The organism is Plantactinospora mayteni (assembly GCF_016862935.1).
Taxonomy (GTDB): Bacteria; Actinomycetota; Actinomycetes; order Mycobacteriales; family Micromonosporaceae; genus Plantactinospora; species Plantactinospora mayteni.
In genome coordinates, this window is record NZ_BONX01000004.1 from 1 (window position 1) to 22,025 (window position 22,025).

Annotated in this window: 15 protein-coding genes; 9 read left to right on the forward strand and 6 right to left on the reverse strand. The window is 72.5% G+C overall.

The window, feature by feature from the left end:
- Positions 1-18 precede the first annotated feature (18 nt).
- Positions 19-2,805, reverse strand: a complete 2,787-nt coding sequence (locus tag Pma05_RS03645) for a family 78 glycoside hydrolase catalytic domain (RefSeq protein WP_203855839.1) — start codon at positions 2,803-2,805, stop codon at positions 19-21.
- Between the two features lie 28 nt (positions 2,806-2,833).
- Entirely contained in the window at positions 2,834-6,157 is a 3,324-nt protein-coding gene (locus Pma05_RS03650) for a family 78 glycoside hydrolase catalytic domain (protein WP_203855840.1), read from the reverse strand.
- Positions 6,158-6,429: 272 nt separating this feature from the next.
- Between Pma05_RS03650 and Pma05_RS03655 the strand changes: the two genes are divergently transcribed.
- The 4 genes from Pma05_RS03655 to Pma05_RS03670 all read left to right on the forward strand — a co-directional run bounded on the left by Pma05_RS03655 (position 6,430) and on the right by Pma05_RS03670 (position 8,970).
- Positions 6,430-7,479 carry an SEC-C domain-containing protein gene (locus Pma05_RS03655; RefSeq protein ID WP_203855841.1) on the forward strand — a complete coding sequence of 350 codons (1,050 nt, stop codon included), beginning with the start codon at positions 6,430-6,432 and terminating at the stop codon, positions 7,477-7,479.
- 103 nt (positions 7,480-7,582) lie between these two features.
- Positions 7,583-7,921 carry an ArsR/SmtB family transcription factor gene (locus tag Pma05_RS03660; RefSeq protein ID WP_203855842.1) on the forward strand — a complete coding sequence of 113 codons (339 nt, stop codon included), beginning with the start codon at positions 7,583-7,585 and terminating at the stop codon, positions 7,919-7,921.
- A gap of 1 nt (position 7,922) precedes the next feature.
- Positions 7,923-8,387, forward strand: coding sequence for an SRPBCC family protein (locus tag Pma05_RS03665; RefSeq protein WP_203855843.1), 465 nt, complete (start codon positions 7,923-7,925; stop codon positions 8,385-8,387).
- Between the two features lie 19 nt (positions 8,388-8,406).
- Positions 8,407-8,970, forward strand: coding sequence for a dihydrofolate reductase family protein (locus Pma05_RS03670; RefSeq protein ID WP_203855844.1), 564 nt, complete (start codon positions 8,407-8,409; stop codon positions 8,968-8,970).
- 41 nt (positions 8,971-9,011) lie between these two features.
- Here the strand turns inward: Pma05_RS03670 and Pma05_RS03675 are convergent, their stop codons facing one another.
- A complete protein-coding gene (locus Pma05_RS03675; RefSeq protein ID WP_203855845.1) occupies positions 9,012-11,579 on the reverse strand; it encodes a polysaccharide lyase family 8 super-sandwich domain-containing protein in 2,568 nt (855 codons plus the stop codon).
- A 137-nt stretch (positions 11,580-11,716) separates the two neighbouring features.
- Positions 11,717-12,952: a beta-ketoacyl-[acyl-carrier-protein] synthase family protein gene (locus Pma05_RS03680; RefSeq protein WP_203855846.1), complete on the reverse strand. Its 1,236-nt coding sequence runs from the start codon at positions 12,950-12,952 to the stop codon at positions 11,717-11,719.
- A 69-nt stretch (positions 12,953-13,021) separates the two neighbouring features.
- Here Pma05_RS03680 and Pma05_RS03685 point away from each other — a divergent pair, with 69 nt between their 5' ends.
- Positions 13,022-13,615, forward strand: a complete 594-nt coding sequence (locus tag Pma05_RS03685; RefSeq protein ID WP_203855847.1) for a TetR/AcrR family transcriptional regulator C-terminal domain-containing protein — start codon at positions 13,022-13,024, stop codon at positions 13,613-13,615.
- Positions 13,616-13,627: 12 nt separating this feature from the next.
- On the opposite strand, the gene Pma05_RS03690 is transcribed toward Pma05_RS03685, so the two are convergent.
- Positions 13,628-15,022: an FAD-dependent oxidoreductase gene (locus tag Pma05_RS03690; RefSeq protein ID WP_203855848.1), complete on the reverse strand. Its 1,395-nt coding sequence runs from the start codon at positions 15,020-15,022 to the stop codon at positions 13,628-13,630.
- A 479-nt stretch (positions 15,023-15,501) separates the two neighbouring features.
- Between Pma05_RS03690 and Pma05_RS03695 the strand changes: the two genes are divergently transcribed.
- Together Pma05_RS03695 and Pma05_RS03700 are read left to right on the forward strand one after the other, a co-directional pair.
- Entirely contained in the window at positions 15,502-17,010 is a 1,509-nt protein-coding gene (locus tag Pma05_RS03695) for a family 43 glycosylhydrolase (RefSeq protein WP_203855849.1), read from the forward strand.
- Between the two features lie 26 nt (positions 17,011-17,036).
- Positions 17,037-18,551 carry a family 43 glycosylhydrolase gene (locus Pma05_RS03700; protein ID WP_203855850.1) on the forward strand — a complete coding sequence of 505 codons (1,515 nt, stop codon included), beginning with the start codon at positions 17,037-17,039 and terminating at the stop codon, positions 18,549-18,551.
- A 92-nt stretch (positions 18,552-18,643) separates the two neighbouring features.
- Here the strand turns inward: Pma05_RS03700 and Pma05_RS03705 are convergent, their stop codons facing one another.
- Complete coding sequence (locus tag Pma05_RS03705) at positions 18,644-19,918, reverse strand: endo-1,4-beta-xylanase (protein ID WP_203855851.1); 1,275 nt, start codon at positions 19,916-19,918, stop codon at positions 18,644-18,646.
- Positions 19,919-20,059: 141 nt separating this feature from the next.
- On the opposite strand from Pma05_RS03705, the gene Pma05_RS03710 reads away from it, so the two are divergent.
- Positions 20,060-20,821, forward strand: a complete 762-nt coding sequence (locus Pma05_RS03710; protein ID WP_203855852.1) for an SDR family oxidoreductase — start codon at positions 20,060-20,062, stop codon at positions 20,819-20,821.
- Between the two features lie 56 nt (positions 20,822-20,877).
- Positions 20,878-21,762 carry an ABC transporter substrate-binding protein gene (locus Pma05_RS03715; RefSeq protein WP_203855853.1) on the forward strand — a complete coding sequence of 295 codons (885 nt, stop codon included), beginning with the start codon at positions 20,878-20,880 and terminating at the stop codon, positions 21,760-21,762.
- Positions 21,763-22,025 lie beyond the last annotated feature (263 nt).

A 22,025-nucleotide genomic window follows, 5' to 3' on the forward strand; every position in this document is an offset into this window, starting at 1 on the left:
TCACAACGGCGGTCGAGATCAGTGGGTACGGCCGGTCGGGTGGAAGACGGAGCGGCCGGAGCCGACCTCGAAGACGGCACGACCGTCCTCGATCCCGACGAAGGTCGCCGGGCTCGGCCCGGTCGCCCGGTAGGACCGGCCCGGCAGTACCGGCAGGGCGACCCTGGCCGTCACGTTGACCGGTACCTCCAGTTCGACCCGCAGCCCGGCACCGCTGCGACGCCAGTCCACGGCCACCGGACCGCGCTGGGTGTGCACGGTCCCGGCGGCGTACGCCAGGCCGGTCGCCGGGGGCACGACGTCGACCCGCCCGGCGCCCGGCGTGGCGGTACGCACCCCGAGCAGGGTCTCCTGGACGTCGACCACCGCCTGCGCACCCCAGCCGTGCGACTGGCTGAAGTTGGTGCCCGGGTCGAGGGTCCAGGCTTCCCAGGTGAAGGTGCCGCCCTGGGCGAGGATGTTGGCCCAGCCCAGGTCGTCCGGGTTGGTCAGCAGGTCGAGTACGGCGTCCGGCCGGCCCGCCTCGCCGAGCGCGGCCAGCAGCCAGTGCGCCGTCATCGGCCCCTGCTTCATGCCGAGCGACGCGAGATATCCGGCCAGCGCCGGATGGTCGACCCGCGGCGCCACACCGTGCGCGATCGCGTACGAGGTGCTGTGCTGGCCGGCGTGCGTGCTCTGCTCGCCGGTGTCGGCGAGGCCGTCGACGTAGACGCCGTCCGGGCGGCGCAGCTTGGCGTTCATCGTGTCGACCAGGGCGTCCGCCCGAGCCTGGTAACCGGCCGCCTCCCCGGCCGGCCGGCCCAGCGCCTCGGCCATCCGCGCGGCAGTACGCAGCACGTCCACGCCCTGGGCGTTGATGGTGGTCCGGGCGGCGGCGCTCATGTCGTAGCCGAACCGGCCCGGCTCGGGCCAGTCGACGATGCCGTACTGGTAGGCGCCGCTGCCGCCGGAGAGCCGGGTGACCAGGCCGGCGGTCGGCCCGTCGGCCGGGATGTGCCGGAGCACGTAGTCGGCGGTGTTCCGGATCGACGGGTACGCCTCGGCGAGCAGGCCCGCGTCCCCGGTCTCGGAGTAGTAGCGCCAGACCCAGTCCACGAACATCAGCGAGTAGTCGGGGATGTCCCGCTTGCCGTCCCCGTTCGGATAGACCGCGTTGTACCGGCCCAGGTCGTTGCCGGTGTTCCAGTAGCGCGTGGCGGAGTGCAGGAACTCCCGGATCGCCTGCTGAGTGGCGTCCCGCTCGCCGAAGGCGCCCATGGTGGCGTACGAGATGTCCGCCGCGTCGCCGAGGAACTGGCCCTTCTCCCGGGTCGGGGTGTCGACGAACGCCTCCTGCACCGAATAGATCGCCGACCGCTTCAGCAACTCCCACACCGCGTCGAGGGTGCGGTCGGAGCTGCGGAAACTCCCCTCCCGGCCGGCCGGGGTGTCGGTGTGCACCAGCACCGCCGAGACGTCGTCCCGGCCGATCTTCTCGCCGGCGCCCGGCATCTCCAGATAGCGGAAGCCGAGATGGGTGAAGGCCCGGAACTCCTGCTTCCCGTCGGACTGGGTGTAGGGGAAGCTCATGTCGGTGCCCTGGGAGAGCAGGGTGGAGGTCTCCACCCGGCCGGTGGTCGGGTTCAGGTCGTAGCCGGCCCGGATCGGCACGGTCCGGCCGGCGACCCCGGCGTCGAACCGTACCGCCGGGCGGGCCGGGATCACCACGCCGAAGTCCGCGACCACCGTGCCGTCGGCGGTGGTGGTCAGCGCGACCGGCTTGACGGTCCGCTCGGCGAGCCGGGTCTCCTGGCCGACCAGACGCGGGTACGCCGCCGTCGGATGCGCCCCCACCACCACGGCCGGTACCCAGGGCGCGGCGGAGTCGTCGTAACCGGGCGCGGTCCAGCCGACGATCTCGGCGCGGGCGTCCTGCCGCTCGATCCGGTCCCCCTCGCCGTTGCGCCGGCCGGATCCGGCGGGGAAGAGGCTGTCCCGGGCGACCTGCCAGGTCCCGTCGGTGACGTGCACCGCGCGGGTACCGTCGGCGTGCTCGACGACCAGCTTCAGCAGCAGCCCGGGAGTGCCGGCGGGGCGGCCCTGGCCGCTGCCGTACCAGTGGTAGCGGACGCCGATCGCGAGCGGCTTGCCCGCCCTGACCAGGTCGGTCACGTCGGCGGCCTGGTAGTAGTCCTCGCCCGGGTAGCCGAACGAGGTGCCCCGGTCGGCCCGCCGGCCGTTGAGATACAACTCGTAGGTGTGGTCGGCGGCGGTGTAGGCGCGGGCCCGGACCACCCGGCTGCGCCCGATCGACACCTCGGTACGGGCCAGCGTGTAGTCGTCGGCGTCCCCGGTGACCCGGCGGATCCAGTTCGCCCCCTCCCACTGGGCGTCGGAGATGCCGGTCTCGAAGCTGCCGCTGCCGGCCGGCGAACTGCGGCCGGTCCGGTCCCAGGTCCGCACCGTCCACTGGTAAGCCGTGCCGGGCGCCAGCGCCGGGCCGCCATAGGACACATAGGACTGCTGGGCGGAGTGGACCTTGCCGGAGTCCCAGCGCAGGGCACCGTCGGCCGCCGAGACCGTCAACCGGTACGCGGTCTGCGTCTCGCCCGGGTCGTCGTCCTGGGGTAGCCAGTCGAACCGGGGCGTGCCCTCGACGTTCAGCGGCCGTACCCGGTCGTCGACGGTCAGGCCGGTCGGCGTGCCCGGAGCGTGTCCCCGGGTCGCCAGTGCCGGCGGGGCGGCGGCGAGCACACTCCCCGGCACGAGTACGGCGGTGACCACCAGGGCGGTGCCCAGCCGGGCGGATCGTCGGCGTCGTGACATGTGGCGCTCCTTTTGCCGTGGCGAAGGTTCAGTGCCGGTCCGGCCAGTCGAGGACGGTCGCGCCCGGCTCGACCCGGGTCAGCACGAGCCGGCCGGCGACCACCGAGCGCTCCGGTGCCCGCCCGTCGGAGCGCACCCGCACCTTCCGGGCCTCGGAGACGCCGAACTGGGCGAGGTCCAGTTCGATCCGCCCGGTGACGTTCGGCGGCAGCGTGACGGACAGCTCCGACGTGCCGGACGGGTGCGGCCCGGAGCCTCGGTCGAGGTGTGGTCCGGAGCGCCGGTCGAGCCGCACTCCGACCGGGCCGCGTATCGTCGGGACGGTCGCGCGCAGCCAGCGCAGCGGGCCGGGTTGCGGGGCGACCAGCACCTCGCGGGCACCGGGGGCGAGCGGGCGGACCCCGGCGACGAACCGGGGCACGATGTTGGCCGGCGCGGATCCCCAGGCGTGCGAGAACGTGGTGTTCGGCTTGATCGACGGGTCCCATGCCTCCATCACGACGGTGGCGCCGAGGTCGTCCATCATGTGCAGCCAGGAGGACTGCGCCCGACTGGTCAGCAACGCGTGCGCGGCGTCGGCCAGACCGGCCCGATAGAGCGCCTCCAGCAGGAACTGCGCCCCGTAGACACTGACCCGCATCCCGCCGGCCGCCAGCCCCTCCCCCAGCGCCCGGACGTGCTGATCCTCCGCCACCCCTAGGGCCAGCGGAAACACCGTGGCGTGCTGGGCCCGGTGCTCGGTGCCGACCCCGTCGCGGTACGCACCGGCCACCGGGTCGAGCAGCGCGGCGTTGAGCGCGGCACGCAGCCGGGCGGCCAGTTCGGCGTACCGCTGGCGGTCGGCGGGACGGTCGAGCACCCCGGCGATCCGGGACAGCGCCTCGAAGGCGGCGTACTGCCAGGCGTTGACCACGGTGTTGACCCGGGTGAAGACGTACCCGTCGCGGTTGCTCGCCGGCCAGTCGACCAGGTCGGCGTTGGACTGGCTGGAGCCGCCCGGATTCTTCTCCACCAGTCCGGCGGCGTTCAGCGCCTCGTCGAGCTGGCGGTCGACGAAGAGGTCGTAGTCGGCGGCCAGGTTCGACGGGTCACCGGTGGCCAGGTAGTCCTGCCAGGCGGTGAGCACGGTCTGCAACCGGTACTCGGCCGGCCAGGTCGGCCGCCGCACCAGGTAGGAGGTGGAGTAGCGGGCCAGCGCGTACGACCGCTGGGTGGCGTACTCGGAGAGCTGGTTGATGATCGCGTCGCCCTCGTACGGGCCGCGTTCCCGGGTCGGGGTGTCCTGGTAGACGTCCTGCCGGGTCGCCTCGATCGAGTACCGGCACATCGCCCAGACCCGGTCCAGGTCGGGATCGGAACTCTCGAACGCCGCGTCCCCGTCCCGCCAGGGCAGTGTCAGCACCGCCGCCTCCACCGCCCCGGACAGCTCCAACGCCGGATCGGCGACCAGCTCGATCCAGCGGAAGCCCCGGTACCCCCAGTGTTCGAGCCGCTGCCAGCCGTCCCGCAGGGTCCAGACCTCGCGGTAGGTCTGCCCGGCCCGCAGGTTGTACCGGGCACCGGTCTCGGTCCGCTCCTCGCCGAGCCGGACCTCGACGGTCTGCCCGGCGACCCCGCGCACCGAGAGCCGGAGTCCGCCGACCACCTCCTGACCGAGGTCGAAGAGCCAGCGGCCCGGTTCGAGCCGGTGCACCGCGACCGGCCGCCGGTAGTGGTATTCCAGGTTGCCGACCCAGGCCGGTGCCAGCGGCCGGGTCAGCGGGGCGGCGACCGCCGGCTGCCAGCCGGAGTCGTCGAACCCGGCGCGGGTCCAGCCGACCGGTTCGCGCCGGGCGTCCAGGTATTCCTGCGGCGCCTGGTAGAAGCCCCCGCCGGTGAAGCCGGCCGGTGGCCGCCACGCCCCGGCCCGGCGGACCCGCCAGCCGGGGCCGGTGCCGAAGACCTGCCGGGTGCCGTCGGTGTAGACCACGACGAGCTGGGCGAGGAAGGCGCGCTCCTGCGCGGAGTAGCAGAGCGCGGCGAGCGCGTTGCGGCCCGGCCGCAGCAGGCCGGTCACGTCGTGGGTCTGGTAGCGGGCCTCGCCGGCCATCGCCCGGACCGGGCCGACCCCGGCGATCTCGTCGTTGACCCGGAGCTGGTAGACGTACTGCCGGGTGGGCTCGGGCGACTGCCCGGTCGCGTAGACGTAGCCGGCGGCGACCGGCTTGCGCGGCAGCACCACCTCGGTACGCAGCAGCACCCAGTCGTTGCTCTCGCCGAGCGTCGCCAGCACCGACTGTCCCCGGTCGACGACCAGGTCACCACCGGCGACCGTGCCGCCCGGGGCGAACACCCCCGGCCCGGTCGAGAAGTCCTCCCGCACCAGCACCGCACCGGACGGGTCGGTGAAGCTGGCCGAGTGGAACCGCTGCGACTCGGTACTCCCGTTGCGGAACCCGATGCTCCCGGCGGCGTACGTGCCGTCCACAGTGGTGTCGACAAGTACGTCGCCGAGGTAGGTCCGGATCGTCGGGCCGGCGAGTTCGACCCGCAGCCGCAGCGGGGTGCCGACCGGTACCGGCTCGGTGAGCGGCCGGTCCGCCAGCACGGTGTAGCTGCCGTTGCGCTGCACGTGCGTACGCAGCACCCCCGGGGTGCCGGCCCGAAGTTGCCAGAGGTAGTTGTTGGCGGTGTTCTGGGCCCGGAACCAGAGGCTGGCGGCGACCGAGGTGATGGTGACCGACACCTCGAAGCTGCCGTCGCCGAGCCGGATCGTGCCGTCCGGTACCCAGATCGGCTCGGCTACCCAGGTGTCCCCGGAGGCGGTGACCAGCCGCTGCGGCGCGGACCACTGCGAGACCCGCCCCGGATCCGCCCAGGTACGCACCCGCCAGTGGTAGACCGAGCCGGATCGCAGCGGCGGCCCGGCGTACGGCACGGCGGTGGAGTCGGCCGAGCGGACCCGGCCACTGTCCCAGACCACCCCGCCCCGGCGGGACAGTTCGGTCGTGGTGTGCGCGACCTGCACCTGGTAGGCGTACTGCCGGGGCGCCCGGCCGAGCGCCGGCACGATCCAGCTCAGCCGGGGGTACTCGGCCGCGATCCCCAGTGGATCGTCCAGCAGGGAGGTGAGCAGCCCGGTCGGGGCGATGGCTGCGTCCGGCTTGCCGGCCGCCGACGCGGCGGTGCCCACGGTGTCGCCGAACGCGCCGAGGGCGGCTCCGGACGCGGTGGCGCCGAGGGCGAGCGCACCTCCGGTACCGAGCAGCCCTCGGCGGGACAGTCCGGAGCCTGCCGCAGATTCTCCAGGACCTGGGAGCCCCGGGTCGGTGCCGGTGTGCTCGGCGGTATGGTCGGCGCTGGGCTGGCTCACCCCTGCCTCCTGCCTGAATCGTTTCAGGCAGGTTAACGCCGCCGGCCACCCCGCCGGAAGAGACGCCGGTTGGCCGGATCCGGCCACCCTGCCGGCCCGCGAGCTGGTGCTGGACGGCGAGGCGATCGCGCTCGGGCCGCCCATCGCCAGCCGATCCAAGGTGCGCTTGGCCCGGCCTCGGCAATCCGCCCACGGTCACCCAGGCGGGCACGTGTGGCGGGTTACACCCCGACTGGTCGGGTTGCGCCCGACTACCGCAGTACGGTGAAACCGTGCCGACGAAAGACGTTCTCACCAGCGCAGACCTGACCGGGCTGCGACAGTCCGCGCTCGGCGCGGCCGACCCGCTGGGCATCGCCGCCGAGTTGGCCGAGGCGGTCGAACAGGGGCGGCTCGCCGATCCGGCGGACGCCGGCCGGGCGCTGACGCTGGCCGCCGAGATCGCCGAGACCCGGGCGAAAATCGACGCCGCCCAGCGGTACGCGGACCGCGCCGTCCAGGCGTACCGGGACAGCACCGAGCCGGACGCCGGTTTCGCCCGCGCGCTGCACGCCCGGATCCTGTTCCGGGCCGGTCGTGCCGACCAGGCGCTCGCCGAACTCACCGCGCTGCGCCCACTGCTCGGCTCCCAGCCGGACGCCGCCGCCTACCTCAGCGCGGCGCTGGACGTCGGGGGCCGGACCGACCTGGCCGAGCAGTGGCTGACCGAGGCGGTGGAGAGCGCGCTGCGCGACCGGGCCGCCCCGGCAGAGGGCGCCGCGACGGACACCACCGACGCGACCGTGATCGCGGAGCCGACCGCCCAGGAAGCCTCCGGACTCCTCTTCTTCCTGCTCCAGCAACGACACCGGGTACGCCGCGAACTCGACCTGCCGCACGACCAGAACGACAACCTGGCCGACCGGCTGGAGAACGAACTGTTCCGCAACGCCACCACGGCGGCGGCCGAGCCTGGGCCGGAGGCGCGGCTGTTCCTGCCGCAGGGCGAGTTCGACGCGGTGCTGTCGCGCTGGCCCGACCTGGCCGAGTCGGTCGGCCGGGACTGGGCCGAGCACCGGGGCCGGGTCCAGCGGGAGCTGGTCCGGCTGACCGATGCGGGTCAGGTCGGGCTCGGCCCGCTGCGCGGCTCGACCGAGGAGTTGGCCGGATACGCCGGGCGCACCGGCGCGGAGCCGACCGAGGCGTCGACCCGGGCCGGCTACGCGGCGGAGCTGGCCGAGCGGGGCGGGCAGCTTTCCTGGCCGCCGGAGCGGAACGAGGCGTGCTGGTGCGGCTCGGGCAGCAAGTACAAGAAGTGCTGCCTGCCGCGTACCCGTAGTTAGTCCCGGCGACGCCGACGGCCCGGAAGGGGTTGACACGAGCTGCTGCGGGCGCCATATTCAACCTACAAGTTGATTAACCGAGCGGTTGAGAAAGGCGGACCGAGTGGACCGGCTGAGCGAGGTGTTCAGCGCCCTCGCCGACCCGACCCGGCGGGCCATCCTGGCCCGGCTCGCGGAGGGGGAGGCGACGGTCAACCAGATCGCCGAGCCGTTCCCGATCAGCCTCCAGGCCGTCTCCAAGCACCTGAAGGTGCTGGAACGGGCCGGGCTGATCAGCCGGGGCAGGGAGGCGCAGTGGCGACCGTGCCGACTCGACGCGGAGCCACTGCGCGAGGTGGCCGACTGGATCGCCGGCTACCAGCGGTTTTGGAAGCAGCGCTACGACCAGCTCGGCGAATACCTGCGACAGCTGCAGAAGGACGAAACGCGACCGGAGGAGTGAGATGAGCGAGAACCTGACGGTGACCCTGCCGTCCGACCTGGAGATCAAGATGGTGCGCGTCTTCGAGGCACCGCGCGCGCTCGTCTTCGAGGCGCACGCGGCGTGCGAGCACGTGAAGCACTGGTGGGGCCGGGGCAACCCGCTCGACTGCGAGATGGACTTCCGCCCCGGCGGCAGCTACCGCTTCGTCGAGCACGCCCCGGACGGCGAGTACGCGTTCCGGGGCGAATACCGGGAGATCCAGGCGCCGGAGCGGATCGTGCAGACCTTCGAGTTCGAGGGCATGCCCGGACACGTCTGCGTGGAGACGCTGGAGCTGACCGAGCAGGACGGCAGGACGACGGTCACCAGCGTCACCCGGTTCGACACCAAGGAGGAGCGTGACGGCCTGGTCGCCTCCGGCATGGAGGACGGCGCCCGGGAGTCGTACGAGGCCCTGGCGGCGTACCTGGCGAAGCTCTCCTGAGGGCGGGACGGAGAACCCGATGCGAGAACTGACGGTGGACCTGTTCAGTACCGTCGACGGCTGGCTCCGGGGTCGCGACTCCCCCGCCTACTTCGGCTACGACGGCCCGGACCTCCAGGCGTGGATCGACGAGCAGTCGGCCCGTCCACAGGTGATGCTGATGGGCAGCAACACCTACCGGGCGTTGGCGGAATACAGCGGTGGCGACGACCAGTCGTCCAAGCGGATGGCGGAGTTGCCCAAGCTGGTCTTCTCCAAGTCGTTGCGGGCCCCGCTGAGCTGGCAGAACACGTCGGTGGTGGCCGAGGACGTCGAGGTGGCCGTACCCGCGCTCAAGGACGCCCCCGGCGACCCGCTCCGGGTGATCGGCAGCCTCTCGCTGGTCCGCAGCCTGTTCCGGCTCGGCCTGGTGGACCGGCTGCGCCTGCTGGTGTTCCCGCAGGTGCTCGGCGAGAGCGGCGAGGAGCGGATGCTGGCCGGCCTGCCCGACCTCGACCTGCGGCTCGCCACCACCGAGGTACTCGACCGGCGGCTCGTCCTGCTCGACTACACGGTGGAGAGGACTCCGACGCCGGTCGGGTAGGCCCGAACCGGCGCGGATCACCGACAGCGGCATCCTCACCGTCAGCGCAGGGTCACCCGGAGGCTGTGACCGTACGCCTGGCGGGTGCGGGCCTCGATCCGGGTACCGCCGGGAACCCGGCGGACCCGGATCCCGTCGTCGGCCGAGACCACCCGGCGCCAGCGCCCGCGCAGCGTCACCGAGACCGTGTCGCGGTCCATCGTCGGATCGGCGACCGCGACCGAGGCGGTGCCGTCGCGGTCCTGCCGGAACAACACCGAGGCCGGGCCGTCGACCACCAGCCGGTCGGCGGTGTGCCGGCCGGGCGTGAAGGCGTTCGCGGCGACCAGCCCCAGCCCGGCGTGCCGGACGGCCTGGCACCGGGTGCTGTTGGTCAACACCACGACCGGCCCGCCCGGGTACGCCCGCAGCCGCTGCTCCGAGGCGTTCGGCAGCAGGGCGTACGCCAGCGAGCCGAGCGGCGCACCGGCGGCCTGCTCCACCGAGACGGCGAAGACCCGCTTCCGCACCATCGTGTCCGGGTTGGCGGTCCGGACCACCCGCCGACTCCGGGTCACCACCTCGGCGGTGACGGTCGGCGCTGGCCCGGCCAGGAAGACGTAGCCGACCGAGGTCTGCTGGGCGGCGTTGGCGTAGCGCAGCCAGGCCAGTGGGGCGGTGGCGCTGCCGGTGCCGCTGCCGGTGCCGGTGCCGGTGCCGGTGAAGCTTCGGCCGTCGCGGAGCCGTCCGGTCACCGTCACCGGATCGGACTCCTCGGCGATCCGGCTGTCGACAGTCGTGCTGACCGCCCTTCCGGCCAGGTCGCCGACCCCGGCGGCGAGCACCACGATCTCGTCGTCGAAGAGGAACCACGACTTGGTGGCCACGGCGTTCCGGTACGCGACGAAGTCGTCCGGCAGCCGGCCGGCCCGCTTCGCGGCGTACGCGGCGTCGTCGGACTGGACCAGCCCGGCGGCTCCGTAGCTGTCGAGGGTGGCGCCGCCGGAGAACCCGTTGGTGCCGCGCGGGAAGTAGACGTAGGTGTTCTGCGACTCCGAGGAGGAGGTGAAGCCGAGCGCCGGGTTGTCGTACCAGGCGGTGCCGTACAGCTCGGGGACGGTGTGCCGGTGCTCGACCGGCGCGGTCACCCCGGCCAGCCGGTACGGCGAGACGGTGGTGAAGTAGTCCACCCCGTACGCCTGGGTCTGGTCCTGTCCGGCGAGGTAGAGGTAGTACGCCCCGTCCCCCTGGAACCACGGCGTCAGGTTCTCCCCGCTCATGTACTCGTACTTGCTGATCCGGTCCGAGCTGCGGGCCAGCGCGAAGGCGTAGCCGGGGCGGCGGTGCACGGTCCGGTCCATCGCGTTGAACGCGACGCTGCGCCGCTCCGGGTTCAGGTCGGCCGCCGGGATCGTGGCGTCGGCCAGGATGTCGGCGTAGCGGGCGATGCTGACCGGTGAGACGAAGGTGCTCGGGTTGAGCGCGGCCCGGGAGGTCTGCCGGACGAACTTGACATAGCCGGCCAGCGCCCGGGCGTCGGCGCCGGTGGCGTGCCCGGAGAGGTCGACGACCGCCTCCACCACGTTGGCCACGTCGGCGTAGCCGGTGGTGGTCCGGGAGACCGCCCGACCCTTGACGATCTCCATCATCCAGCCCTCGAAGATCAGCGGGGCGAACCCGTCGACCACCCAGCCCCGGACCACGTCGACCAGGTCGGCGCCCTGGACGTAGCCGGTACCTTGGAGGATCTTGATGGTCTGCACCACCCGGGTCAGCAGGTTCTTCCCGTACGCCCCGGTGTAGGCGACCGAGGCGTGCTGGATGAACGACCCGTCGGCGTAGTAGCCGTCGGTGACGCCGTGCTCCAGCGCGTACGGGTCGATGGTGGCGAAGACGGTGAGCTGGTCGGCGAGGGCCTTGCTGATCCGGGCGTCGTCGCCGAGTACGGCACCCTGGAGGATCCGGTTCGTCGCGATGTCGGCGAGGTTGGCGCCGGTGTGGAACCGCGAGTCGAGGTCGACGTCACCGTCCTTCCCGTTGCGCAGGTACGCGTCCATCGACGCCAGATAGCTCCCGACCAGCTCCGGCCGGTACGCCGCCACCTCGGCCGCGAGCAGCACCAGGGTCCGGCTGACGTGGTTCGAGATGCCGATCTCCCAGTTGTGCCAGTTGCCGTAGTAGCCGGTCGACTGGTCGCCGTAGTAGCGCTCGTGCAGCCAGCCGAGCCCGTCGATCACCCGGTGCCGAAGTGCGGTGTCGCCGTCGAGGGTGCCGCCGGGGACCCGGGTGGCCAGCGCGATCTCGTAGAGGTACTGGAACGACGTGGTCAGGTTGGGGTCGCTGCTGCCCAGCGGTACGCCCCGGAACAGCTCGCCCGGCCCGGCACCGGTCAGCGCGTCGAGCCGGGCCCGGGCCGTCGAGTCGATGGCCGCGAGCTTGGCGGCAACCTCGGGCCGCCCGTTCGACTCGGCGGTACCCGCGAAGACCGCGACCGTGTTGCCGAGCAGCACGGCATGGTCGGCGGCGACCCGTCCCGGTGGGGTGGCGGCTCTGGCCCGCAGCGGTTCGGCCAGCGCCAGCAGGCCGGCGGCGGGGATCGTCGACAGGACGGCGCGGCGGGAGACAGACACGGCGGACGCTCCAAGATCGACAGTAGGCAATTGCCGAATTCAACCAACCGCAGTGAAACTTTTCAACCTCCCCGTGCCTTCTGGCTCGCCGGTGACGAGGACAACGGCGAGACCTCGGGCGCCAGACGGAGCCGCCGTCAGTTGGCGGTGAAGAGCAGCGAGACGTTCTGCCCGCCGAAGCCGAACGAGTTGCAGATCGCGGCGTCGATCCGCTGCTCGCGCGGCCCGTCGCCGACCACCTCCAACCGGACCTCGGGAGCCTTGCGGTCCAGGTTGAGTGTGGGCGGGATGACGCCGTTGGCGACCGACAGCAGGGTGACGATCCCCTCCACCGCCCCGGCCGCGCCGACCAGGTGCCCGAGGCTCGACTTCGGCGCGGTGAGTACGACGTCGTCGCCGAGCGCCTGCTGGATCGCGCTCGCCTCGCCGACGTCGCCGACCACCGTGGACGTGGCGTGGCAGTTGACGTGCCCGACGTCACCCGGTCGCAGCCCGGCGTCGGCCACGGCGTTACGGATCGCCCGGATCTGCCCGGCACCGGTCGGGTCCGGACCGGTGATGTGGTGCGCGTCGGCGGTGATGCCGTAGCCGGCGAGCCGGCCGCGCGGCCGGGCACCCCGGCCCGCCGCGAAGTCGGCCCGCTCCAGGATCATCACCCCGGCACCCTCGCCGAGCACGAAGCCGTCCCGGTCCACGTCGAACGGTCGGGAGGCCCGCTCCGGCTCGTCGTTGCGCTTCGACAGCGTCCGCGCCTGGGCGAAACCGGCGATGGTCAGCGGGGCGATCGCCGCCTCCGCGCCACCGGCGATCACCACGTCGGCCTCGCCGGAGCGGATCAGCCGGACGGCCAGCGCGAGCGCCTCGGCACCGGAGGCGCAGGCCGAGACGGTGGTGTAGACGCCGGCCCGGGCGCCGAACTCCAGGCTGACCCAGGCGGCCGGCCCGTTCGGCATCAACATCGGCACGGTGAGCGGGGAGATCCGGGCCGGGCCCTTCTGCTCCAGCAGGTCGTCCTGGGCCAGCAGGATGTTGACGCCGCCGATCCCGGTGCCGACCACCACCGCCAGGCGGAGCGGATCGACCTCGGGACTGCCGGCGTCGGCCCAGGCCTGCCGGGCGGCGACCAGCGCGGCCTGCTGGCAGCGGTCCATCCGGCGGGCCTGCACCCGGGTCAGCACCGAGTCCGGCGAGACGGCCATCGGAGCGGCGATCCTGGTCGGCAGGTCGTCGGTGTGCGGGAACGACGCCACCAGGTCGTCGATCCGGCGTACGCCGGAGCGCCCGGCGAGCATGCCCTGCCAGAGGGAGTCGACGTCCCCGCCGAGCGGGGTGGTCGCGCCGAGTCCGGTGACGACAACGTCCCGGCCGCTCATGCTGTCTCCTCGTCGTCTTCGCGGTGTGGCGGCTTGTCTGCCGTTAGTTGTATCGCATACAACTATGGCATGTCCACCGAGCCGCCCCGGGCCCGTGGTCGGCGTACCCGGGCGCAGATCCTCGAACACGCCGCGGCGCTCTTCGCCGAGCGCGGCTTCGACGCCGTCAGCGTGGCCGAGATCGCCACCGCCGCCTCGGCCCACCCGAACCAGATCACCTACTACTTCGGCTCGAAGGACGGACTGTTCGTGCACGCCGCGTTCATGCTGCTGCTCCGGGACGCCGAACGACTGGAGCCGGTCGGCCGACGCCGGCGTACCCCGGCCGCGTTCCGTACCGCGTTGGCCCGGAGCGCGCTGACGCTGCCCGCGGTGCCGATCGCGGTACAGGCGATGTCGATCACCCGACGTCGGCCGGAGCTGCGACCGGTGGCCGAGCAGAGCCTCGCCGTGCTGTTCCGCAAGGCGCAGAGCTATCTCGGCGCCATCCTCGACCGGCACGGCTGGGTGATCGACCGTCCCGCCGACGTCGAGGCGCGTACCTTCTGGAGTACGGTCCTCGGCGCCCGGCTGATCTCGGAGTCCGGCTTCGCCGGCCGGGCCGACGACATCGACCTGGCCGGGGTACTCACCGTCCGGGCGCCGGCCGAGCCGACACCCTGACGGGCGGGAGGCTCACCGTCCGGGCGCCGGCCGCCCCGGAGCCGTGACCGGCGGCGCCGACAGCGGCGGGCGGGTCGGGCCGCGCAGCACCCGCAGTGCCACCCTCGGATGCGCCAGCGCGGCCGGCGGCCGGACCAGATGCTGCACGTCGGTCAGCACCCGCAGCACGTACGCGTCCCGGTCGGCCACGTCCGAGGCCCGGTCCAGATACCAGTACGAGAGCCGGCCACGCCGCCCCGGCCGGACCGCGCCGGGGGCGGAGAACCGCAGGTCGGTACCGGTGGCGATGGTCCACGCGGTGGCACTGCACCCGGCCACCGCGGCCTGGGCGGCCCGGCCGAACCGCCCCCGGTGGGCCCGCAGGTGCAGGCCGAGCACCACCGCGGTCTGCGCGGCGACGCTCATCCCCTGCCCGTAGACCGGGTTGAACGCGCAGGCGGCGTCCCCGACCACCAGGAACCCCTCCGGCCAGCGCGGCATCGTCTCGTAGTGCCGGCGGTGGTTGGCGGTCCGCCGGAACCCGTGGATCGGCCCGTCCGGCTCGGCGTCCCGGATCGCCTCGTAGATCAACGGACTGCGCAGGTTACGGGTGAACTCCAGGAAGCCCGCCTCGTCGGTGGGCGGGACCTCGCCGCCGAACCCGCCGAGGGTCACCATCCAGCGGCCGTTCTCGATCGGATAGAGCACCCCGGCCCGGGTGACCTGCGGCGGCTTCGGCATCACCATGATGTTCTTCCAGCCGTCCGCGACGCCCGGGGCAAGCCGGTACCGTCGGCTCGCGTAGCCCAGCCCGGCGTCGATCCTGGTCTCCGCCGGCCGCCCGTAGCCCAGCGCGGCCAGCCACTCGGGGCTGTGCGAACCGCGCCCGCTGGCGTCGACGACCAGGTCGGCCTCGCAGCGGTGGATCTCGGGTCCACCGTTGCGGATCCGCAGTTCCACCCCGGCGACCGAGCCGCCGTCCTCGCCGGACAGCAGTCCGACCACCTCCCGGGCGGTCTCGAACCGGATCCGCCCGTCGGCGGCGAGCCGCTGCCGGATGGTCCAGTCCAGCAGTTCCCGGCTGGCCCCGACCAGGGTGTGGGTGGCCGGAAAGCGCTCCCGCCAGCCGTACGGGCTCAGCGACAGCAGGTCGGTCGGCGCGGCGACCGGGACCGCGCCACGGTCGTAGAGTTCGGCCATCAGGCCGGGAAAGAGCCGGTCGAGGGCGCGCTGTCCCGAGGTGACCAGGACGTGCAGGTGACGTGCCTGCGGAATGCCCGTACGCAGCCGAGGCCCGTCCGGAAAGCGGTCCCGGTCGAGTACGGTCACCCGCTCGACGAAATCGGCGAGGGTACGCGCGATGCAGAGGCCGGCGAAGCTCCCGCCGACGACCACGGCATGGCGGGGCTTGGACAGTGGCGAAGGCATACCTCCATCCTTACCGAGACCAGTGCTCACCAGCCGAAACTGCTTTGCCAACCTGCCGGATAGTCAGCATCACGACTCTCCGGTGCGTCGGCGTCCGCCGCCGGGCGGGGCTCCGCCCAGCCGGGCCGCCGGGACGCGGCGATGGTCCGCGGCGACAGTGTGACCGCTAACATCGATGGGAGTCAAGGCTCTGCCGCCTCCAGCGAGAACGAGGATTCCCGCCTTGACATCGAAGGATGTTAGCGCGAACATCATCGATACGTCCGGGCCGAGTGACACCGCGACACCGCCGCGCGCCGGCACCCGGGCCCTGCGGCAGCGCCCGCCGGCACCTCATCGGCGAGCCGGCGCCCGAGCGCACCCACCGGACGCCGGACGATCCACCGCCTCGACCACCCCGGCCAACCCGCGGGGCACCGTCGTCCCACGGCACCCGCAGGCTCGGCACCGTCCACGGACGGACCGACGGAAGGAAGACAATGGAAGCCCCCGCTTCCCGCCGACCCACGACGCCGGGCCGAGCCCGGCTCCTCCGCACCGCCACCGCCATCGCGGTCGCCGCCACGCTCGTCGGCGCCGTGCTCACCGTATCGGTCCGGTCGGCCTCGGCCGCGACCGTCGACCCGAACGCCTGGTACGTCCTGGTGTCCCGGCACAGCGGCAAGGCCCTCGACGTCTACGACCGGTCCACCGCCGACGGTGGCCGGATCGTGCAGTGGGCCCGCAACGACGGCGCCTGGCAGCAGTGGCAGTTCGTCGACTCGGGCGGCGGCTACCACCGGCTCCGCTCCCGGCACAGCGGCAAGGTCCTCGACATCCGGGACTCCTCCAGCGCCGACGGCGCGGAGGTGATCCAGTGGACCGACCAGGGCAGCACCGACCAGCAGTTCCGGCTCGCCGACTCGGACGGCGGGTACGTCCGGCTGATCAACCGGAACAGCAACAAGGCCCTCGACGTCTGGGAGTGGTCCACCGCCGACGGCGGCCGGATCAGCCAGTACGCCGACCTGGGCGGCGCCAACCAGCAGTGGCAACTGGTCCGGGTCGGCTCGGTCGGCGGACCCGGCACCCCGACCCCCACCGGTGGCCCGGGTACGCCGCCAGCCGCCTACCCGGCGCCGATGCGGGTGACCGGGGACGTCGGGGTACACGACCCGACCGTGGTCCGCCGGCCTGGCGGCGACTACCTGGTGGCGCACACCGGGAACGACATCTCGCTGAAGACCTCGACCGACCGGATCGCGTACCGCAACGCCGGGTCGGTCTTCCCGAACGGCGCCCCGTGGACCACCGGCTACACCGGAGGCAGCCGCAACCTCTGGGCGCCGGACATCTCGTACCGGAACAACCAGTACTACCTCTACTACTCGGCCTCCACCTTCGGCTCGAACCGGTCGGCGATCTTCCTGGCCACCAGCCCGACCGGCAACTCCGGCAGTTGGACCGACCGGGGCCTGGTCATCGAGTCGCAGACGTCGGACAACTTCAACGCGATCGACCCGAACCTGATCGTGGACGACCAGGGGCGCTGGTGGCTGGCCTTCGGCTCGTTCTGGTCCGGGCTCAAGCTGGTCGCGCTGGACCCGGCCACCGGCAAGCGCGCGGACAGCACGATCCGGAGCATCGCCGGCCGGGGCGGCGGCGCGATCGAGGCGCCGACGCTGGTCAAGCGGGGCAGCTACTACTACCTGTACGTCTCCTTCGACCGCTGCTGCCAGGGCGCGGCCAGCACGTACCGGGTCATGGTGGGGCGCTCCACCAGCGTGACCGGACCGTTCGTCGACCGGAACGGCACCGCGCTCACCTCCGGCGGCGGTACCCAGGTGCTCGCCTCGCACGGCGACATCCACGGGCCGGGCCACCAGACGGTGCTCTCCGACACCGACGGCGACCTCCTCGTCTACCACTACTACGCGAACAACGGCGCCTCGCTGCTCGGCATCAACCGGATCGGCTACGACTCGGCCGGCTGGCCGTACGTCTACTGACGCATCGACCCGTAGGGAGTACCCCAATGACAGCGCACTCGCGCCGGGCCCACTGGCGGGCCGGGCTCGCCGCCGGCGTCGCCGGCCTGGTCGCCGGCACCGGCGTGCTCGTCGCCGCCGCGCCGGCCTCGGCCGCCACCGCCGACCCGAACGTCTACTACGTACTGGTCAACCGGCACAGCGGCAAGGCCCTCGACGTCTACAACCTGGCCACCAACGACGGCGCCCCGATCAACCAGTACGCGCGCAACGACGGCAACTGGCAGCAGTGGCGGTTCCTGGACGCCGGCGGTGGTTACTACAAGGTGCAGTCCCGGCACAGCGGCAAGGTGCTGGAACTGCCGAACTCGAACGACGGGGTGCAGTTGGTGCAGAACGCCGACAGCGGCAATAGCCGGCAGCACTTCCGGCTGGCCGACTCGGCCGGCGGCTACGTACGCCTGATCAACCGGGCCAGTGGGAAGGCGCTGGACGTCTGGGAGTGGTCCACAGCGGACGGTGCGATGGTCTCGCAGTACCAGGACCTGGACGGCGCCAACCAGCAGTGGCAGATGGTCAACGTCGGCTCGGTCGGCGGCGGCAACCCGACGCCGGGCACCTTCACCAACCCGATCAAGCGGAACGGGCCGGACCCGTGGCTCCAGCACTACAACGGCTACTACTACCTCGCCACCACCACCTGGAACTCGACGATCACGATGCGGCGCTCCCCGACCCTCGGCGGGCTGGCCAGCGCCCCCGACCAGGTGGTCTTCAACCTCGCCGGCCGGCCGAACGGCTGCTGCAACATGTGGGCGCCGGAGTTCCACCTGATCAACGGGCCGAACGGCAACCGGTGGTACCTCTACTACGTGGCCGGGCAGAACGTCGGCGACTACAACCCGACCCAGCGGCTGCACGTACTGGAGAGCGCCGGCACCGACCCGCTGGGGCCGTACACCTTCAAGGCCGACCTGGGCGGCGACTGGCAACTCGACGCCAGCGTGCTGCGGGTGAACAACAGCCTCTACCTGCTCGGCACCTACAACGCCGGCGGCAGCTACGGGCAGAGCCTGTTCATCACCCCGCTCAGCAACCCGTGGACGATCAGCGGCTCCCGGGTCCGGCTGACCTCACCGACGCTGAGCTGGGAACGGCAGACCGGTGCGGTGGCGGAGGGGCCGGAGCCGCTCTACCGGAACGGCCGGACGATGATCGTCTATTCGGCCAGCGCCTGCTGGGGACCGGACTACAAGCTCGGCCTGCTCACCCTGACCGGCGGCAATCCGCTGAGCGCGTCGTCCTGGACCAAGAGTCCCAACCCGGTCTTCCAGCGCAACGACGCGAACGGCGTCTTCGCGCCCGGCCACAACGGTTTCTTCAGGTCGCCGGACGGGACCGAGGACTGGATCGTCTACCACGCGAACGACTCGGCGAGCGGCGGCTGCGACATGAACCGTTCGACCCGGGCCCAGAAGTTCAGCTGGAACAGTGACGGCACCCCCAACTTCGGCACCCCGGTACGGCTGGGCGTGCAGCTCACCGCACCGTCCGGCGAGTAGTCGGACCGGTCCGGCCGGGGAGCTGACCCTCGCCAGTTCCCCGGCCGGGCCCCGCCGCCGGGCAGGGTCGTGGCTGACCCCGAGCAAGCGGGTCAGAGCGCCACCTCGACCGCTGTCGCCCCCGGTTCGTCGAGCCGGAACGTCGCGGTACGACCGCCGGCCGACACCTCGTACTCGCCGAGGAGACCGGTGACCCTGACCCGGCCCAGTTCGTCGGTGCCCAGGGTGGTCGGTGCGAGCCACCACTCGTCCCGGACCAGCCCGCGCAGCGCCTCGTACGAGGGCTTCGGGGTGCCGTCGGCCCGGACGAAGCCGCCCGGCGCGCCGAGCCAGCCACCGTCCACCATTCCCCAGTAGGTGGTGGCGCGCACCGACGGGTGCGAGAGCAGGGTCTTGTAGTGCCGGACGATCTCGTCGGCCTGCCGTTCCTCCCCCTCCGGCGTACTGGGCCAGTCCGGGATCTGGTAGTCGTTCAGGTCGACGATGTCGGCCGGCATGAGGTGCCCGGAGAGCAGGGTCGTCTCGGTGAAGTGAATCGGCAGGCCGTACCGGGCGAACCGGTCGAGGACGGCTAGCGTCTTCTCCTCGCCCCAGTAGCCCTGGTGCATGTGGCTCTGCAAGCCGAGCGCGTCGACCCGGATCCCCGCCTCCAACACCCCCTCGATCAGGCACTCGTACGCGGCGGACATGTCGAAGTCGTTGAGCAGCAGGGTGGCACCCGGATTCGCCTCGCGGGCCGCGTCGAAGACCATCCGGACCAGCGGGATCCGCCCCAGCTCCCGGCAGATCCGGGTGAGACCGTTGTCGTACCTGTCGAAGATCGGCATGATCACGACCTCGTTGATCACGTCCCAGGTGTCGATCACCCCGGCGAAGTCGGTCACCTCCCGGCGGATCCGGTCCAGTTGCACCTGGGTGATCTCCGGGTTGGACAGCTCGGTCAGCCACTCGGCGCTCACCGTGTGCCAGGCCAGCGGGTGACCCTTGACCAGGCAGCCCCGCTCGGCGAACCAGCGCGCCGTCGCCTGGAGCCGCCGGGTGTCCGGCCGGCCGCGCTCGGGCTCGAACCGTCCCCAGTAGAACGGCAGGGTGGCGAAGTTGAACAGGTCGAACCAGAGGTCGGCCAACCGTTCGACCCGGGTGATCTCGGCCTCGCCCGGCGAGCCCGGTCCGGCCTCCACGGCCGCCGTCAACTCGCCGTTGGCCAGCGGGATGAACTCGAATCCGGTGCAGCCGAACAGGAACGCGTGGTCGCGCTGGGCGACGACCACCTGCTGACCGGCCAGCGGGGCACCGTCGCTGGTCACGGTCAGGGTGGCGGTGGCGGCCCGGTACCGCCGGATCAGCGCGTCGGAGTCGGACGACATCGAGCATCCTCCATCGGTGGGGTGGGTCGGCGCGGACGGCCAACCGTACGCCCCGGCGCCGAACAGCGATCGACTTCCGTTCGTTCGGCAGGTGGTGAACGCGGGCTTGCTTGTCGACCTTGAGTCCGACAGGGTCGGTCCATGCGGGACGGGGACGGTGCTCCGGTACGGGTGGCCCTGGTGACCGGGGCCGGCCGGGGGCTCGGCGCGGAGATCGCCCGGACCCTCGGCCGGGCAGGGTTCGCGGTGGCGGTGAACGACCTGGCCAGCAGCCCCGGTGCACTGGCCGTGGTCGAGGACATCCGGGCGGCCGGTGGGGAGGCCGGACTCTTCCCCGCCGACGTCACGGCCGAGGACGCCGTGTCCGGGCTGGTCGCCGAGGTGCAGCGCCGGCTGGGCGAGGTGCAGGTGCTGGTGGTCAACGCCACCGGACCGCAGCCTGTCATCGGGGTCGAGGATCTCCGCTGGCAGGACCTCCTCGACCAACTGGTCTTCTTCGTGAAGAGCCCGACCCTGCTGGTCCAGGCGGTGCTGCCGGGCATGAAAGCCCGGGGCGGCGGGCGGATCGTCAACATCGGCTCCGACCTGTTCGAGCGGGCCGCGCCAGGCTTCTCCGCGTACTCGGCCGCCAAGGGGGCGCAGTTGGGGCTGACCCGCACCTGGGCCCGCGAACTGGGGCAGTACGGGATCACGGTGAACCTGGTCGCCCCGGGCTGGATCCCGGTGGAGCGGCACGCCGAGGTGCCCACCGAGGTGCTCCAGACGTACGCCGACGAGGTGGCGTTGCGCCGGTTCGGCAGCCCCGGCGAGGTCGCCGCCACCGTTGCCTTCCTCGCCTCGCCGGAGGCGGCGTTCATCACCGGCGAACGGATCGCCGTGAACGGTGGGCACACCATCGCCTGACTCTGACCGGCCGGGGCGGCTGTCCGGCGACGGCCGTGGGCGGGCACGATGGCGGTATGCGCCTGGTGTCGCTGCTGCCCTCCGCGACGGAGATCGTCTACGCCCTCGGGCTCGGGGACGATCTCGTCGGCGTGACGTTCGAGTGCGACGAGCCACCGTCGGCCCGGACCGACAAGACGGTCGTGGTCGGCGGCCGGGACACCCGGGGAATGACGCCGGCCGCGATCGACGAGTACGTGAAGTCACAGATGTCGGCGGGGGCCGACCTCTACACCCTGCACGCCGACGCGCTCGCCGGACTGGCGCCGGAGCTGATCCTGACCCAGGACCTCTGCCGGGTCTGCGCACTGCCGTCCGAGCACGTCGAGGACGCCCTCGACTATCTCGGCTGCCGGGCGGACGTGCTCTCGCTGGACCCGTACTCGCTGGAGGAGGTCTTCGGGACGATCCTGGCGGTAGGCGCGCGGACCGGCGTACCCGATCGGGCCGAGGCGCTGGTCGGCGCGTTGCGGGACCGACTCGCGGCGGTGGCCTCGGCGGTCCGGGGTCGACCACGGCCCCGGGTCGCGGTGGTGGAGTGGGTCGAGCCGCCGTTCACCGCCGGTCACTGGGTGCCCGACCTGGTACGCGCGGCCGGCGGCGAGCCGGTGGCCGCCCGGCCCGGGGCGCGGTCTGTGCAGACGACCTGGCAGGAGTTCGCCGACGCCGAGCCGGAGATCGTGCTGGTGACGCCGTGCGGCTTCCACCTGGACGGCGCGGCCCGGCAGGCCGAGACCGTCGCGCGCCGGCTGTCCGGGGTCGCGGTATGGGCGGTCGACGGGGACGGCCTGGTCGTCCGCCCCGGCCCGCGCCTGGTGGACGGCGTCGAGGCGATCGCCGCGATCCTGCACCCGGGCGCCGTGCCCGAGCCGCCCGGCGGAGCCGTCGCCCGGATCGCCTGACCGGCGGTCGGACCGGACCCGACGCCGCGCCCGCGCCGGGCGGACGGTGCACGCTGGGCGTGTCCGGCGGCCAGCGCGCCGGTGCGGCCCGGAAGCCGCTGGGCGCGGCGCGCTGGCGGCACCCCGACCTGCTGAGAGGATTCCGGTGCTGCCTCCGTCGCTGTCCACTTCCTACCGATGCCACCGGTTTGATTGACAGTACCTAGATCGGCATGTATCAAGGTGACACTCTTCGAAGTCCAAGATCTCCAACCTGAGCCACC